Genomic DNA, 15721 nt, shown 5'->3' on the forward strand with positions numbered 1-15721 from the left:
GGGTTACCTCTTCCTCTTCTTGACCTTGGGGACCGGGGGCCGGAACATGCCGAGCATCCGGTTCGTCACCCAGAAGCCGCCGACGACGTTCAGGGCTCCGAAGAAAACGGCCACGAAGCCCACGATCTGCGTGAAGACGTCGTCCGACGCGGCGAGCGCGATCATGCCGCCCACGAGGATGACGCCGTGGATCGCGTTCGTCGCGCTCATCAGCGGGGTGTGCAGCAGGTTCGGGACGCGCGAGATCAGCTCGAACCCCAGAAACGCCGCGATCACCAGGATCGCGAGCTGCGCGAGTAGTTGCTCCATCTAGCGTGCCTCGCTTTCTTTGGAGGCATTCTCCAGGGCCTCCCGGGTCGGCTCGTGCCGGACCTCGCCGTCGTGCGCGATGCACGTCTTGTCTATGATCTCGTCCTCGAAGTCCAGCGCGAGGGTTACGTCCTTCTCGTCCTTCTCCTCGGCCTGGTCCTCCGTTATGTGCCCGATGAGGTTGTACATGTTGCGCGAGAGAAGCTGGCTCGCGTGGATGGGCATCTCGCTCGGCAGGTTCACGGGCCCCAGGATCCTGACCTCCTGGTGCTCCACGACCTCCCCGGGCTCCGTGAGCTCGCAGTTGCCGCCGCTCTCCGCCGCGAGGTCGACCACGACCGACCCGGGCTTCATGCTCTCGACCATCGCCTTGTCCACGAGCTGCGGGGCCTTCCTGCCCGGCACGAGCGCCGTGGTGATGACTATGTCCATCTCCTTCATGCGCTCCCGGATAAGCTTCTGGTCCTCCTCCAGCTTCTCCTTGGACCAGCCCTCATCCTCTTCCTCGTCTTCGTCCTCCTCGTCCTCTTCCTCGCCCTCAACGATGTACTCGTCGCGCGGCGGCTCGGCGAAGGAGTAGAAGCCCAACGACGCCATGAACTTGCGGAAGCCGGTGGGACGGTACTCCTCGTACTCGTCCTCCTGCCCGTCCTCCTCCTTCTCGTCCTCGGAGTCGATAAACGTCGCGCCCAGGGACTGGGCCTGCTCCTTGGTCTCGGGCCGGATGTCGTAGGCGAAGACCTCGCCGCCCAAGCGGTTCATGATCGCGATGGCCTGCAGCCCCGCCACCGCGACCCCGAAGATCATGACCTTCGCGGCCTTTGTGGTGCCGGCGGCGGTCGAGAGCATGGGCACGTACTTGCCCAGGTTGTTCGCCGCTATAAGGGCGGTCTTGTAGCCCGCGATCGAGCCCATCGAGGAGAGCGCGTCCATCGCCTGCGCGACGCTCGTGCGCGGGATGGCCTCGTTGGAGAAGACGGTCACGCCCGCGTCGGCGAGCGCCTTGACCACCTCCGCGTTCTGCGGCCCGTTGATAAAGCAGACGAGGACGAGGCCCTCGTGCATCTTCCCGATCTCGTCCTCCGTCGGCCTCGCCACCTTGACGACGAGGTCGGCCTCCCCGTAGATCTCCCCAACGCCGTCGACGACCCTGGCCCCGGCGTCCTCGTAGTTCTCGTCGAGGTTGTAGTCTCGCCCCGCGCCCGTCTCCACGAGGACCTCGAAGCCGTCTTTGACGAGCTTGGCTACGGTCTCGGGCACGATCCCGACCCGGCGCTCGCCCTCGGCAATCTCCTTTGGCACCCCTACCTTCACGCACTCTCCTCTTACATGGTCCCCGCATTTAAGGGCCGGATTATATAGGCGCCCGCCTCACGCGCGCAAAAGCCGCACCGTCGCCGAAGCCTGGCCGTTTTGTTATTGCAACGTAATTTTTGCGGGTTATGCTCTCCGGCGTGCAGTACCAAACGTTTCTGAACGGAGGGGAGGTGGCGGTTTGAAGAAGTTCGAGAAGAGGCGCTCACCCCGGCGCGTGGGCTCGGGGCTCGCCCTGCTCGTGGTCTTCGTCGGGCTCGGCCTCCTCGGCTACGGGCTCTGGGCCGAGGTGGCGCCGATGCTCCAGGCGTACACAGCCCCGGAGGAGAGCCAGGCCCCCGCGGACGGCACCACGATGACGCTCGACATCCCCAAGATGGAGCTGGAGGACGTAGAGGTCCGCAGCACGCCGGTCTCGGACTCCTCGGCGCTTGACACCGGCGCCCAGCACGTCGACGGCACGGGCTTCCCGTGGGAGGAGGGATCGAACGTCTACGTGGCCGGCCACCGCATCGGCTACCCCGGCACCGGGTCCTACCTCGTCTTCTACGACCTCGACGCGCTGGAGAACGGCGACGAGGTGATCCTGACCGATGCCGACGGCACGAGGTACACGTACGCCGTCTTTACCAGCTTCGTCGTCGGACCCTCCGACTACGAGGTCACCCGTCCCGTCCCCGGCAAGAGCGTCGTCAGCCTCCAGACCTGCACCCTCCCGGACTACTCCGAGAGGTTCATAGTCCAGGCCGAGCTCGTCAGCGTCTCGGGGGAAGACGTGCAGGCGCAGTACCAGTACGACACCTGAGATCGGGGCATGCAAACGCCGCCCAAGCGGCAGAACGCACGGCTCCGGGAACCGTGGCCGAAGCGTTGCGCGAGCGTAATCGTCCTGTAATCCGTACCTCTTACAGTATCCGTAGAGCAGGGCGGGACGAAGAGAAGGAGACGAAGATGCGTTTGAAGAGCTCGATACTGGCGGTTATCGCCTCGCTTATGGTCCTGACCCTCGCCTCGTGCGGCGGGGGCTCCGGTGACAGCGCCAACGCCCCGGCCGCCCCCCAGGAGCCCGAAGAGCGCGCCGAGCCCGCCGCCCCGGCCGGCGACGAGACGCAAGCCGAGGTGCCCGAGGACAAGACGCTCAGGCTCACCATCCCCAAGATGGCCCGCATCGAGGACGACGTCATCCCCACCACCGCCGGAGACGACGAGGCCGCCCTCAAGGACCACGCCGCCATACACCTCGAGGGGACCGGCTACCCGTGGGAGGAGGAGGCCAACGTCTACGTGGCCGGCCACCGCCTGGGCTACCCCAACACCGACTCGTTCCTGGCGTTCTGGGACCTCGACGCGCTGGAGAACGGGGACAGGATCAGGGTGAAGGACGCCAACGGCAAGGAGTACGTCTACGAGGTGTTCAAGGAGTTCGACGTGGCGCCCACCGACCTGTACGTGCTGGACCCGGTGGCGGGCAAGAACGTGCTGACGCTGCAGACGTGCACCTTGCCGGACTACTCGAGGCGGCTCATCGTCCAGGCCGAGCTCAAGCAGGGCTAGCCCAAAAACGCACGGGGTCGCGGGGCGACCCGCAGACGAAAAGGAGAGGGGGCCGGGTTCTGTGAACCCGGCCCCCTCTCCTTGCTCTCCGTGGCGACGATTCGGGTAATTACCGGCTGAGGAACCACGTCCCCGGTTACTTCTTTGCGGCTTTCCGCGGCCGGCGTTCGGCGGCGAGGCGCCGGACCGGGGTACCGTTCGCGAGGTGCTCCTCGACGACCTCCGGGACGTCCTTCTCGCGAAGGCCCAGGTACCAGGTGCCCTTGGTCTCCGCCCCGTCGTAGACGACGGCGTTGGGGCCGTGCTTGCAGAGGCCGAGGCAGCCGACGGCGTCGGTGCGGACCTCCCCGAGGAGGCCGGAGGCTCGCAGTTCGCCCTTGAGCGTCTTTCTCACGTCCTTCGCGCCGCGCTTCTTGCAGTCGCCGCCGGTGCAGATCAGGACGTGCGACTCGTAATCTCTTACCTTCGCCGCAGGCCTTGCATCAACGACCGCGACGGCGCCTTCGTGACCCTTCTTGGACTTCTTCTTCTTGGAGATGGTCGCCTCCGTACTCGGCCCCGGCCCGCGCGGGCCGGGGATGTCCTCTATCGCCAATTGAGAATCGTTCCCAGTAGGCGACTTATACCACGATCCGGGCGCGGGCGGTAAGATGGGGCGTGAGGTAGAACACGCTGCGTGGTCGGAGGGTGGAGGACGTTTGATCTGCAGGGTTGTGGCATGGGAGGGCGGGTTTTGAGCCCGCAGGCCGTTATCGACGTGGGGTCCAACACGATCCACCTTCTCGTCGGGGAGGTGGAGAACGGGGCGGTCCTGCCGGTGACGGGGAGAAGTTCTCGGCCCGTCTCGGGCGGGGTGGACAAGACAGGGAGGATCGAGGAGCGGCGCATACCGCTCGCCGCCGAGGCGATCAAGCTCTTCGGCATGGTGGCGAAGATGAACGGGGCGCCCGAGCCGACGGTGTTGGCGACGAGCGCCGTGCGGGATGCCGAGAACGGCGGGGAGCTCGTGGAGGAGGTGCGCAGGACGTCGGGGCTCGAGATGCGGCTCATCTCGGGCGAGGAGGAGGCGGATCTCGGGTTCCGCGGGGCCGTCTCGGCGCTCGGGGAGGGCTACGTCTGGGAGGCGCCCGCGCTCGTCGTGGACCTCGGCGGCGGGTCCGCGCAGCTTATCCTCGGAGACGCGACGGAGGGGGCCCAGAAGCAGGTCTCGCTGCCCCTGGGGTCCAACCGCACCACCGAGCGCTTCTCCGCCGGCGACCGGCCCAACCCCAAGGAGCTCAAGGCCCTGAGGAAGGCCGCGCGCGAGATGCTGCCCGACTGGAAGCTGTCCAAGCGGACGGCGGTCGTTGCTATCGGGGGCTCTGCGCGGGCGGTACTCAAGGTGACGCGGGACGAGTTGACGGCCGAGAAGCTGAAGAAGCTCGCGGAGGAGCTCTCCGGCAGGCCCGCGGCGGTGCTGGCGCGGGAGGAGGGGCTCACGCCCGAGCGGGCGCGGGTGCTCCCCGCGGCGGCGGCGACGCTGGCCGCGATCCTGCAGCGCTACGAGAAGCCGTCCCTGACCGTCGCGCGCGGCGGTATCAGGGAGGGCGCGATCCTCGCGCTCGCCGAAGAAGCGGGCGGATAAAGATAGGAGACCCGAACGGGGGGAAGTAGATTGAGCATCGCCGAGAAGACCACGAGCCTTTCCGATCCGTCGCTGTACATCAACCGGGAGCTCTCGTGGCTCGGCTTCAACGAGCGGGTTCTGGCCCAGGCCAGGGACGAGCGGCACCCGCTCCTCGAGAGGGCGAGGTTCGTCTCGATCTCAGAGACCAACCTCGACGAGTTCTTTATGATCCGGGTCTCGGGCCTCCAGCAGCAGGTCCTCAACGAGCTGCCGAACCCGGTCCCGGACGGGATGACCCCGGAGGAGCAGCTCGGCCGCGTCTACGAGCACACCGAGCGCTTCCTCGCCGAGCAGCGCGAGATCCTGAGGGACGAGCTCCTGCCGGCGCTCGACGAGCAGGGGATAAGGCTCGTCCCCTACGGCAAGATCGGCAAGAAGGAGAAGCGGGAGCTTCGGGCGATGTTCGCCCGGGACATCCTGCCGATCCTGACGCCCCTCGCCATAGACCCGGCGCACCCCTTCCCCCACATCTCCAACCTCTCCCTGAACCTGCTCGTCGTCATAGGCGACGGGGGGAGGGAGCTTATGGCGCGGATAAAGGTGCCGACCACGATCCGCCGCTTCTTGAAGGTCCCGCCGACGGAGGAGCCGGAGGCCGCACCGGCGCCCGGGACGCACGAGGAGATAAAGCTCGTGCGCGTCGAGGAGGTTATCGCGGCCAACCTCGACGAGCTCTTCCCGGGGAAGGAGATCCTCTCCAGCCACGTCTTCCAGGTGACGCGCAACGCCGACCTCGTGATAGAGGAGGACGAGGCGAGCGACCTCCTGCAGGCGATAGAGGACGAACTGGAGGGCCGCTGGTTCGGCCAGAGCGTCAGGCTGATGGTCGCCGACTCGATGCCCAGGGAGCTTCGGGAGTGGCTGACGGAGAACCTGGAGGTGGACGCGGGCTCCGTCTTCGCGGTGCCGGAACCCCTTGGCCTCGGGACCTCGACGAGCTCACGCACCTCGACCGCGGGACCTGCTCTACCCGCCGCCCACGCCGAGGGTGCCGCCGGAGATCCGGGCGGCCCGCTCCATCACCTCGGCGATCCGGGAGGGGACGTCCTCCTCTACCACCCCTACGACTCGTTCGCCCCGGTGGTGGAGTTCGTGCGGGCGGCGGCGGCCGACCCCGACGTCCTCGCCGTGAAGCAGACCCTCTACCGGGTGGGATCCAACTCGCCGATCATCGAGGCCCTGAAGGGGGCGCGCGACGAGCAGACGCAGGTCGCCGTCCTCGTGGAGCTGAAGGCGCGCTTCGACGAGGAGCCGAACATCGTCTGGGCGAGGCAGCTCGAGGCCAGGGGCGTGCACGTGGCCTACGGGATCGTGGGCTTCAAGACGCACGCGAAGATGTGCCTCGTGGTGCGCCGGGAGGGCGGCGAGAAGCCGGGGCTGAGGCGCTACGTCCACATGGGGACGGGCAACTACAACCCCGGGACCGCCCGCGTCTACACGGACTTCTCGTACTTCACCGACGATCCCGGCATGGCCGAGGACGGGACGGACCTCTTCAACTACCTCACCGGCTACTCGGAGCAGGAGGATTTCCACGAGCTGCTCGTCGCCCCGCTGACGATGCGCCGCAGGTTCGTGGAGCTTATCCGGGAGGAGGCGGAGAAGGCGAAGGGGGGCGAGCCCGCCCGGATCTCCTTCAAGATGAACAACCTCACGGACCCCGCATCATCGAGGAGCTCTACCTCGCCTCGCAGGCGGGGTGAAGATAGAGATGATCATCCGCGGCATCTGCTGCCTGAGGCCGGGGCTCCCGGGATAAGCGAGAACATCCGCGTGGTCTCGCTCGTCGGGCGCTTCCTCGAGCACGCGAGGGCGTTCGCCTTCGGGCCGGGACGAGCGGATCTACCTCGGCTCGGCCGACCTGATGCAGCGCAACCTCGACCGCAGGATTGAGACGATGTTCCCCCTGCGCGAGGCGCGCCACCGCGAGAAGATACGGCGCCTCTTCGACCTCCAGCTCGCCGACACCGCGAACTCCTGGGAGCTCAAGCCGGAGGGCTCCTACGAGCGCCTCTGCCCGAGCGAGGGGGAGGAGCCCCTGGACAGCCAGGCACTCCTCCTCGAAGAGCCGCTCTAGGGCGCCCCGGGGGGCGGTGCGGCCCTCCGAAGAGACCGGAGAGTGCTACAGTCCGCACAGTTGAGAGACCGGCCGAAGCAGAGGGGAGCAGGCGTGGCAGAACGGACCTCCGAACGGGACCGCGGGGCGGACGAGGGCAAGGGAGCGCGCCGCGCCCCGCGGAGAAGGGGGCCTCGGGCAAGGGAGCCTCGAGCTCGCGGCGGCGGTCTGAGGACCGGGGCAAGGACCATCAGGAGGTCGAGTGGCAGTTCGACGCCGACGACCTCGGGCGTGTGGAGGGCTGGCTCGGGGAGAGGGCTCCCGGCTCCGGGTTGGCCCTGGGCCCCGGCTCCACGGACGACCTCGTGGACGGCTACTACGACACCGGGGACTGGCGCCTCTACCGGGCCGGCTACGCCCTGCGCATCCGCGAGGCGGAGGGCGGGGCCGAGGCGACCATGAAGTCCCTCGCCACCTCCGACGGCGGGCCCCGGCGGCGGCGCGAGATCTCCGAGCCCCTGAAGGACGCGAAGGTCGCCACGCTGCGCGCGGCCAAGGGCCCCGTCGGGGAGCGCCTGCGCCTGCTCGTCGGCGGGCGCGAGGTCGGGCGGATCTTCGAGGTCCGCACCAGCAGGAAGACCTTCGCCCTGAACCTTGCCCAGAGCGACGGCGCTACGCCCGACGGTGCCACGCCCGACGGCGTGGCGGACGGCGAGGTCGTCGAGGACGCGGCGGGAGAGGTGCGCCAGGCGTCCGGGGGGGAGGAGAACCGGGTGGGCGAGGTCGTCCTCGACTCCACGCGGATACCCCTCGGCGAGGGCGACGAGTCGGCGGGGCTCACGCGCGTCGAGGTGGAGGTGGAGGCCGGGGCCGCGTCCGATCCGCGGGTCGGGGGTTCGTCCGGGAGATGGAGGGCGCCCTGGGGCTGCGCCGGGCCAGGATCTCCAAGTACGAGGCCGGGATCTTCGCTACGGGGTTGAGCCCGGAGGGGCCGGAAGACTTCGGGCCCACGAGGGTGGACGCCTCTCTCTCGCTCGGGGAGATGGCGTTCGCGGTGCTGCGCCGCCAGTTCGGCGTGATGAGGGCGCACGAGCCGGGCACCCGGCTCGGCGAGGACCCGGAGGAGTTGCACGACATGCGCGTGGCGACGCGCAGGCTGAGGGCCGCCATGAAGCTCTTCCAGGACGCGCTGCCGGAGCGATCTCGTTGGCTGCGCGAGGAGCTGCGCTTCTTCGCGGGCGTGCTGGGCGACGTCCGCGACCTCGACGTCCAGATCGAGGAGGTGCAGGGGCTGACCGGCAACGGGGATCTCGAGGAGGACGAGGCCCTCGCCGCGATCGTCTCCGCCCTCGGGGAGAGGCGCGTCGAGGCGCGCGGGCGCATGCTCGAGGCCCTGGACTCCGAGCGCTTCGAGCGTTTCGAGGCTTCTTTCGCCGAGATGCTCCGTCGCGGCCCCCACGGCGCCGGGAGCCCGGAGGCAACCAGGAACGGCTCCTCCGGCGCGGACGTCCCCGTGCTGGAGGCGGCCCCGGAGATCCTCGGCCGGCGCTACCGCAGGTGGCGCAAGGCCGCGGCCGGGCTGGACGAGGGCTCGCCCCCCGAGGAGTTCCACGACCTGCGGAAGAAGGGCAAGCGCCTGCGCTACGCCCTCGAGTTCTTCTCCGGGGTCTACGGTGAGGAGGCCACCGGCTCGCTCGTCGGGCCGCTGAAGTCCGTGCAGGACTCCCTGGGACGGCACCAGGACGTGATCGTCGCGGCCGATCTGCTGCGCGAGATCGCCGTCGGAACCCCGCGCATGCCCAAGCGGACGGTCTTCTCGCTCGGCCTCCTCGCCCAGCGCTACCTCACCGAGGCCGCAGAGCTCAGGGCCTCCTCGATCTCCGCCAAGGAGTACCGCTCGTTGAGCGGGGGCAAGGCCTGGAGGGGCTTCGAGAAGGCGATGGCGGGGGAGCGCCGGGCGGCCGGGAAGGCCCGCAAGGGGTCCGGCAAGAAGAAGGGCAGGTAGCGGCTTGGAGCTCTACGTGGTGCGGCACGCCGTCGCCTTCAAGCGGGACGCGCAGAGGTGGCCGGACGACGGCGAGAGGCCGCTCACGCCCGAGGGGAAGGCCGAGTTTCGGAGGGCCGCCCGCGGCCTCGGACACCTCGCGCCGTCCGTGGACGCGCTGCTCAGCAGCCCGCTCGCGCGGGCGTGGCAGACGGCGGAGATTCTCGCCGGCCTGGAGGGCTGGCCCGAGCCCAAGGCCTTTCCAGCCCTCGAACCGGAGGTGCCTCCGGAGGACGCGGCGCTCGCGCTCGAGGACTACGCCGGCGCGGGCTCCGTGGTCATCGTCGGGCACCGGCCCGGCCTGCACGAGCTGACGTCGTACCTTCTGACCGGCGACGCGGAGGCCGACGTGAGGATCAAGAAAGGCGGCGCCCTGCGCCTGAGCTTCGACGGCCCCACGGGCTCCGAGACGGCCGCGCTTCGCTGGCTCCTCACGCCCGCCCTGCTCGGCTCCTGCGCGCCCCCTGACTACTCCTGAGTCTTACAACGGACGGCTCGCGGGCCGTCCGCCCAGAGGGAGCGCGGCGAACGTCTCGGGCTCGGGGTACTCCTCGTCGAGGCCGAGCAGGGTGAGCTCGACGCGGTCCACCCGGAGCTCGCCGACCGGCGCGTCGCGGAAGCGCTCGATCTCCCGGACGAACGCCTCCGGGGCGGGAGTACCGTCGGGGGCTTGTATGTAGGCTACGGTCAGGTGGGGCGGCCCAGGGGCTCCGAGAGCCCGCACCGCTTCCGAATGGCCTCCCGCAGCTCCCCCAGCTTCCCTCCGTCGTGGATCTCGACGAAGACGGCCCGGGGAACGCGTTCAGGTTTCGGAGCTCCGCCGTGAAGGGCGAAAAGTCGGCGAGTACCTCCCGCGCCTCGGACGCCAACTCCTTTAAACGTCCCCGGGACACCTCGTCCTCTGCCTCCGGCTCGGGGACCACGAAGCCGGGGAGCAGGAGCGTTACGTGCATGAAGTGGTCGGGGTGCAGCGAGATGAACGGGAAGGGCCGGAGCGCTTCCCGCAGGGGCTCCAGACCTTCGCGGAGGCCCCCCGCCTCCGCGGGGACCAGGAAGGAGGCGGAGAGATCGTGGCCGTTCTGCCACTCGGGGTCCGTGTGCCCCCCGAACTCCAGACGGCGCTCGTCCCTGAACCTCTGCCACAGCTCCTCGTACCCCTGCACCGCCCGAACTGTAACAGAAAGAGCATCGAGCCCCGCCCGGGGCGCTAGTTCCCTAACTCTTCTTTCTGCGCTTCCTCTTGGGGGGCGAGATCGGCAGGGTCGTCGAGGTACGCAACGCCGGAAGCATCGGTACCTTGGTCCTGGTGTTCACCTTCAGGGCTCCGGCCTTTGTCAGGCTCGTCGTAAAAGAAGTCTTGATGCGCATGGTGCCGCTCCTTCCGCGCCTCGGTCTCCGACGGAGTCTACCCTTCACATGCGGTGTCGAACCGGCGACGGCGGCTCGCGGGGAGCGGCGTCAGGTGACGCGGCGGGCGGAGAGCGGGGGGAACTCGGGTTGCTTTTTCTCCGCAAAGGCCGCGAGGCCGATCCGGTAGTCCTCGGAGGCGAGGGTCGCGCGGATGGCGGCGGTCTCGTAGCGCAGGCCCTGCTCGATGGCGGTCTCGGAGGCCAGGTCCACGGCGGCCTTGGCGTAGGCGAGGGCGAGGGGGCTGTTCGCGGCGATCTCGCCGGCTAGAGACCGCGCCGCCTCCATGAGCCCCTCCGCGGGGACGACCTCGCCCACGAGGCCCATCTCGAGGGCGCGCTCGGCGTCTATCCTCCTGCCGGTCAGGATCAGCTCCTTGGCGTGGGTGGGCCCGACGAGGCGGGGGAGGCGTTGCGTGCCGCCCGCGCCCGGGACGATGCCGAGGCCCACCTCGGGGAGCGCGAATCGGGCGCCACGGGCGGCGATGCGGAAGTCGCAGGCCAGGGCGATCTCTAGGCCGCCGCCGAAGGCGAGGCCGTTGAGGGCGGCTATCGTGGGGGCTTGAAGGCGGGCCAGCCCCTCCGCGAGGGCGACCATCGAGCGGTTGTGGGCCCACCGCTCGTCGTCGTCCATCCCGGCGCGCTCCTTGAGGTCCGCGCCCGAGCAGAAGGCTTTGTCGCCCGCGCCGGTCAGGATCATCGCCCGCACCTCGCCGGAGCCCTCGATCTCCTCCAGCGCCTCCCGAACCTCTCCGACGATGCGCACGCCGAGGGCGTTGTAGCGCTCGGGACGGTTCAGCGTCACCGTCGCCACGCCCCCCTCCGAGGAGACCCCGATCTGCTCCCAGTCCCTGGCCTTCATCCCGTCCCCTTCCCGGTTCCGCATACATCGAGACGGCCATTCTCCCCGAGTCGGGACGCCCGCACAATCGACGCGCGGCGGGGGCGTAAATCGCGCGCGGCGGCCCCGCGCGGGTACAATCCTCCGATGGACTTCCTGACCATCAGGGCGGAGAACCCCGGCCCGCTCACGCTCGAAGGCACGAACACCTACGCCGTCGGCGGCACGGTCGTGGACCCCGGCCCGGACGACGAGGGGCACCTCCGAGCCATCCTGGCCGCGGGACCGGTGGAGCGCATAGTCCTCACCCACCGCCATCCGGATCACGCCTCGGGGGCCGCGCGGCTCTCGGACCTCTCCGGGGCCCCCGTGCTCTCCCACGGCGACGGCCTCGGGGACGGGGACGAGGTGGCGCCGGGGCTGGTCTGCGTCCACACGCCCGGGCACGCCCCGGACCACCTGTGCTTCTGGCGGCCCGAGAGCGGCACCCTCCTCTCCGGCGACCTCATCGCCGGGCGCGGCAGCATCATGATCTCCCCGCCGGAGGGGGACCTCGCGGCTTACATGGATTCTTTGGAGAAGGTCAGGGCCCTGTCCCCGAAGCGCATCCTGCCGGGTCACGGCCCGGAGGTCGCGGAGGCCGTCGCGAAGATAGACGAGTACCTGGCGCACCGGCGGGAGCGCGAAGGGCTCGTCGTCGCGGCGCTGAGGGAGGGGGCCTCGACGGTGGGGGAGGTGGTGGAGCTGGCCTACCGGGATACGCCCCGCGAGATGCACCCCTACGCCGCGCTCGCGGCCCGGGCGCACCTCGCCAAGCTCGGGCGGGACCTGCCGGGGTAAGGCGTCGGGGCGCGAGCTTGCGCGGTAGACGCATTGACCCAAAACACGGGAGTGTGCGACCCTAGCGGCGGGCGTAGAGCTCGTTCCGCCCCCGTGGGCCAGAGACCGAAGGGAACGTCGATGTTAAAGAAGGTGCTGGTTGCCAACCGGGGCGAGATCGCGATCCGCGCGTTCCGGGCCGCGTACGAGCTCGGCATCCGCACCGTCGCCGTCTACACGCCGGACGACCGGGACTCCCTGCACCGCCAGAAGGCCGACGAGGCGTACGAGATCGGGGAGGTCGGCCATCCCTTGAGGGCCTACCTCGACGCCGCCACCCTCGTGGAGACCGCGAGGCGCGTCGGGGCGGACGCGATCTACCCGGGCTACGGCTTCCTCTCCGAGAGCCCGGCTTTCGCGCGGGCGTGCGAGGAGGCCGGCATCGTCTTCGTGGGGCCGCCGCCCGACGTCCTCGCCCTGACCGGCAACAAGCTGGAGGCGCGCAAGGCGGCCGGGGCCGCGGGCGTCCCCGTGCTCAGCGCCTCCGAGACCGTCTCCGACCCCGAAGAGGCCCGCGAGAGGGCGGGGGAGATCGGGTTCCCCGTCTTCGTGAAGGCGGCGAGCGGCGGCGGGGGCAGGGGGATGCGCCTCGTGAAGGAGCCCGAGAACCTCCCGGGCGCGGTCGAGACGGCGATGCGCGAGGCCGAGGCCGCCTTCGGGGACGCCACGGTCTTTCTGGAGCAGGCCATCGAGAGGCCGAGGCACATCGAGGTCCAGGTGCTCGCGGACGCCGGGGGCGAGGTGATCCACCTGTACGAGCGCGACTGCTCCGTGCAGCGCCGCCACCAGAAGGTCCTCGAGATGGCCCCCGCCCCGAACCTCGACCCCGAGCTGCGCGCCCGCCTCTGCTCGGACGCGGTCCGGTTCGCCAAGGAGGTCGGCTACCGCAACGCCGGCACGGTCGAGTTTCTCGTCGGGGAGGACGGCGAGGAGTACGCGTTTATCGAGATGAACCCCCGCATCCAGGTCGAGCACACGGTCACCGAGGAGACGACGGACGTGGACCTCGTCCACGCGCAGCTGCGCATCGCCGGCGGCGAGACGCTCGCCGACCTCGGCCTCTCCCAGGAGGACGTCCGCCAGCGCGGGGTGGCGCTCCAGTGCCGGGTCACGACGGAGGACCCGGCCGACGGGTTCCGGCCGGACACCGGGCGCATCTCCGCCTACCGCTCGCCGGGCGGCGCCGGCATCCGTCTCGACGGCGGCACCACCTACTCGGGCGCCGAGGTCAGCCCGTACTTCGACTCGCTCCTGGTGAAGCTCACGGCGCGCGGTCCGGACCTGCCCGCCGCGGCCCGCCGGGCGACGAGGGCGCTGGCGGAGATCCGGGTGCGCGGCGTGGCGACGAACGTGGCGTTCTTGCGCGCCGTCCTCGCCGACGAGGACTTCCTGGCCGGCCGGGTGAGCACCTCCTTCGTGGACGAGCGCCCGCACCTCACCTCGGTCTCGACCGGAAAAGACCGGGCGAGCCGCCTCCTCAGCCTGCTCGCCGACGTCACGGTGAACCGCCCGCACGGCCCGCCGCCGTCCGCCCCGGACCCCCGGACGAAGCTTCCTCCGCTCCCGGAACCCGAGGCCCCGGCCGGGACGAAGCAGCGCCTGCGGGAGCTCGGCCCGGAGGGCTTCGCGCGGTGGATGCGCGACTCCGAGGCCCTGCTCGTCACCGACACGACGATGCGCGACGCCCACCAGTCCCTCCTCGCCACGCGCATGAGGACCTTCGACATGCTCGCCGCGGCCCCGCACGTCGGGAGGGGGCTGCCGGGCCTCCTCTCCGCCGAGGCCTGGGGCGGGGCGACCTTCGACGTGGCGCTGCGCTTCCTGCACGAGGACCCGTGGGAGCGCCTCGCCCGCCTCTCCGAGGCCCTCCCGAACGTCTGCCTGCAGATGCTCCTCAGGGGCCAGAACGCCATCGGCTACACGACGTACCCCTCCGGCGTCGTGCGGGCGTTCGTGGCTGAGGCGCACCGGACCGGGATGGACATCTTCCGCATCTTCGACGCCAACAACGACGTCGACCGGATGCGCCCGGCGATAGAGGCCGTGCGCGAGACCGGCGCCCTGGCCGAGGGGGCCATCTCCTACACCGGCGACCTCTCGGACCCCGGGGAGAAGCTCTACACCCTGGACTACTACCTCCGGCTCGCCGAGGAGTTGGTGGAGGCGGGCTCGCACGTCCTGTGCATAAAGGACATGGCGGGGCTCCTGCGGGCGCCCGCGGCGAGCAGGCTCGTCTCGGCCTTGCGGGGCGAGTTCGACCTGCCGGTGCACCTGCACACCCACGACACCTCCGGGGGCCAGCTCGCCACCTACCTCGCCGCCATCCAGGCGGGGGTGGACGCCGTGGACGGGGCGGCGGCCCCGCTCTCGGGGATGACGAGCCAGCCCTCGCTCTCGGCCATCGTCGCCGCGACCGACCGCACGGAGCGCGAGACCGGGCTCTCCCTGGATTCTCTGGCGGACCTCGAGCCCTACTGGGAGGCGGTCAGGACGCTCTACGCGCCGTTCGAGGCGGGCCTCAGGTCGCCGACGGGGACGGTCTACCGGCACGAGATCCCGGGCGGCCAGCTCTCGAACCTCCGCCAGCAGGCGCTCGCGATGGGCCTCGGCGAGCGCTTCGAGGAGATAGAGAAGGCCTACGCCCGGTGCGACGATCTGCTCGGCCACCTCGTCAAGGTGACCCCGACGAGCAAGGTGGTCGGCGACCTCGCCCTCTACCTCCTTTCCTCGGACGTCGACCCGGACGAGCTGGAGAAGGACCCGTCCTCCTACGACCTCCCCGACAGCGTCTTGGGCTTCCTGCGCGGCGAGCTCGGGGAGCCGCCGGGCGGGTGGCCCGAGCCGTTCAGGAGCCGGGCGCTCGAGGGGCGCGACGGCGACGAGGAGGCCGAGAGCGGCGCCGAAGGCCCCCAGGGGGAGGAGCTGGCGGCGCTGGCCTCCGCGAGCGAGGGGCCCGAGCGGCGCCGGGCGCTCGACGGGATCCTGCTGCCGGGGCCCACGGCCGAGAAGGAGAAGGCGGAGGAGAGCTACGGCGACGTCTCCGTCGTGCCGACCCGCGCCTTCCTCTACGGCCTGGAGACGGGGGAGGAGCTCGCCATCGACCTGGAGCCGGGCGTCAGGCTCTACCTGGAGCTGGAGGCCATCACCGGGGCCGACGAGCGCGGCATCCGGACGCTCATGGTCTCCCTGAACGGCCAGTCCAGGCCCGTCGACGCCCAGGACCGCTCACTGGAGCCCGAGGTGCCCGTCCGCGAGAAGGCGGATCCGAACGACCCCGGCCACGTCGCCGCCCCGATGAGCGGCGTGGTGACGATGGCCGTCGAGGAGGGCGAGGCCGTCGAGGCGGGCAAGCAGCTCGGCACGATGGAGGCGATGAAGATGGAGTCCTCCATCAGGTCGCCCTCGGCCGGGACCGTCGAGAAGCTCGCCGTCCAGTCGGGGACCAGGGTCGAGCCGGGGGACCTCCTGATCGTCCTGAAGACCGGCTGAACCGGGTGCGCCCGTGTGGCGGAGGGGCGGACGAGCCGCGGCGATCCCGCTCGGGCTCGACCGGTCGGGCGCGGGCGGTGCGTGCCGGGGGCATGCCTCCTCCCGCAGACCATGACGGCGCTCGATGGGTATGGTCGCGGTGCAGCACTGGTTTTCGCGGGCC

The 15721-nt window shown here is 70.2% G+C and carries 13 protein-coding genes and 2 pseudogenes; 9 read left to right on the forward strand and 6 right to left on the reverse strand.

Annotated elements, in window-relative coordinates:
• Positions 1 to 3 precede the first annotated feature (3 nt).
• Together GBA65_RS03895 and GBA65_RS03900 are read right to left on the reverse strand one after the other, a co-directional pair.
• A complete protein-coding gene (locus GBA65_RS03895; protein WP_166395464.1) occupies positions 4 to 309 on the reverse strand; it encodes an NAD(P) transhydrogenase subunit alpha in 306 nt (101 codons plus the stop codon).
• The gene (locus tag GBA65_RS03900; protein ID WP_166395465.1) at positions 310 to 1623 is read right to left on the reverse strand and encodes an NAD(P) transhydrogenase subunit alpha; all 1314 of its coding nucleotides are present in this window, start codon (positions 1621 to 1623) and stop codon (positions 310 to 312) included.
• Between the two features lie 181 nt (positions 1624 to 1804).
• Between GBA65_RS03900 and GBA65_RS03905 the strand changes: the two genes are divergently transcribed.
• The gene (locus GBA65_RS03905; RefSeq protein WP_228281656.1) at positions 1805 to 2428 is read left to right on the forward strand and encodes a class E sortase; all 624 of its coding nucleotides are present in this window, start codon (positions 1805 to 1807) and stop codon (positions 2426 to 2428) included.
• Between the two features lie 146 nt (positions 2429 to 2574).
• Complete coding sequence (locus GBA65_RS03910) at positions 2575 to 3177, forward strand: class E sortase (RefSeq protein WP_166395466.1); 603 nt, start codon at positions 2575 to 2577, stop codon at positions 3175 to 3177.
• A gap of 136 nt (positions 3178 to 3313) precedes the next feature.
• On the opposite strand, the gene GBA65_RS03915 is transcribed toward GBA65_RS03910, so the two are convergent.
• A complete protein-coding gene (locus GBA65_RS03915; protein ID WP_166395467.1) occupies positions 3314 to 3772 on the reverse strand; it encodes a (2Fe-2S) ferredoxin domain-containing protein in 459 nt (152 codons plus the stop codon).
• A 138-nt stretch (positions 3773 to 3910) separates the two neighbouring features.
• Here GBA65_RS03915 and GBA65_RS03920 point away from each other — a divergent pair, with 138 nt between their 5' ends.
• The 5 genes and pseudogenes from GBA65_RS03920 (at position 3911) to GBA65_RS03940 (ending at position 9421) form a co-directional block, all read left to right on the forward strand.
• Positions 3911 to 4801, forward strand: coding sequence for a Ppx/GppA phosphatase family protein (locus GBA65_RS03920; protein ID WP_166395468.1), 891 nt, complete (start codon positions 3911 to 3913; stop codon positions 4799 to 4801).
• A 30-nt stretch (positions 4802 to 4831) separates the two neighbouring features.
• Positions 4832 to 6920 (forward strand): annotated as a pseudogene (ppk1, locus tag GBA65_RS03925) (polyphosphate kinase 1).
• Positions 6921 to 7192: 272 nt separating this feature from the next.
• The gene (locus GBA65_RS03930; RefSeq protein WP_166395469.1) at positions 7193 to 7879 is read left to right on the forward strand and encodes a CYTH domain-containing protein; all 687 of its coding nucleotides are present in this window, start codon (positions 7193 to 7195) and stop codon (positions 7877 to 7879) included.
• On the forward strand, positions 7807 to 8904 hold the full coding sequence (locus GBA65_RS03935) for a CHAD domain-containing protein (RefSeq protein ID WP_166395470.1): 1098 nt from the start codon (positions 7807 to 7809) through the stop codon (positions 8902 to 8904). Before GBA65_RS03930 ends, GBA65_RS03935 begins: the two co-directional genes overlap by 73 nt.
• 4 nt (positions 8905 to 8908) lie before the next feature.
• Complete coding sequence (locus tag GBA65_RS03940; RefSeq protein WP_166395471.1) at positions 8909 to 9421, forward strand: SixA phosphatase family protein; 513 nt, start codon at positions 8909 to 8911, stop codon at positions 9419 to 9421.
• Positions 9422 to 9424: 3 nt separating this feature from the next.
• On the opposite strand, the gene GBA65_RS03945 is transcribed toward GBA65_RS03940, so the two are convergent.
• The 3 genes and pseudogenes from GBA65_RS03945 to GBA65_RS03950 form a co-directional block, all read right to left on the reverse strand.
• A complete protein-coding gene (locus GBA65_RS03945) occupies positions 9425 to 9667 on the reverse strand; it encodes a hypothetical protein (protein ID WP_166395472.1) in 243 nt (80 codons plus the stop codon).
• A gap of 124 nt (positions 9668 to 9791) precedes the next feature.
• Positions 9792 to 9896 (reverse strand): annotated as a pseudogene (locus GBA65_RS26060) (hypothetical protein); the annotation flags it as partial.
• 505 nt (positions 9897 to 10401) lie between these two features.
• Complete coding sequence (locus GBA65_RS03950) at positions 10402 to 11211, reverse strand: enoyl-CoA hydratase/isomerase family protein (protein ID WP_166395473.1); 810 nt, start codon at positions 11209 to 11211, stop codon at positions 10402 to 10404.
• 126 nt (positions 11212 to 11337) lie between these two features.
• Here GBA65_RS03950 and GBA65_RS03955 point away from each other — a divergent pair, with 126 nt between their 5' ends.
• Both GBA65_RS03955 and GBA65_RS03960 read left to right on the forward strand, forming a co-directional pair.
• Positions 11338 to 12030, forward strand: coding sequence for an MBL fold metallo-hydrolase (locus tag GBA65_RS03955; protein ID WP_166398323.1), 693 nt, complete (start codon positions 11338 to 11340; stop codon positions 12028 to 12030).
• Positions 12031 to 12150: 120 nt separating this feature from the next.
• Complete coding sequence (locus GBA65_RS03960; RefSeq protein WP_166395474.1) at positions 12151 to 15558, forward strand: pyruvate carboxylase; 3408 nt, start codon at positions 12151 to 12153, stop codon at positions 15556 to 15558.
• Positions 15559 to 15721 lie beyond the last annotated feature (163 nt).

The sequence above is a fragment of the Rubrobacter marinus genome (assembly GCF_011492965.1).
GTDB lineage: Bacteria > Actinomycetota > Rubrobacteria > Rubrobacterales > Rubrobacteraceae > Rubrobacter_F > Rubrobacter_F marinus.

Excerpts from the sequence above, each read along its gene's own strand:
- GBA65_RS03935 (WP_166395470.1), top strand. The coding sequence starts at position 7,807 with ATGGAGGGCGCCCTGGGGCTGCGCCGGGCCAGGATCTCCAAGTACGAG.
- GBA65_RS03950 (WP_166395473.1), bottom strand. The coding sequence starts at position 11,211 with ATGAAGGCCAGGGACTGGGAGCAGATCGGGGTCTCCTCGGAGGGGGGC.
- GBA65_RS03910 (WP_166395466.1), top strand. The coding sequence starts at position 2,575 with ATGCGTTTGAAGAGCTCGATACTGGCGGTTATCGCCTCGCTTATGGTC.
- GBA65_RS03960 (WP_166395474.1), top strand. The coding sequence starts at position 12,151 with ATGTTAAAGAAGGTGCTGGTTGCCAACCGGGGCGAGATCGCGATCCGC.
- GBA65_RS03895 (WP_166395464.1), bottom strand. The coding sequence starts at position 309 with ATGGAGCAACTACTCGCGCAGCTCGCGATCCTGGTGATCGCGGCGTTT.
- GBA65_RS03955 (WP_166398323.1), top strand. The coding sequence starts at position 11,338 with ATGGACTTCCTGACCATCAGGGCGGAGAACCCCGGCCCGCTCACGCTC.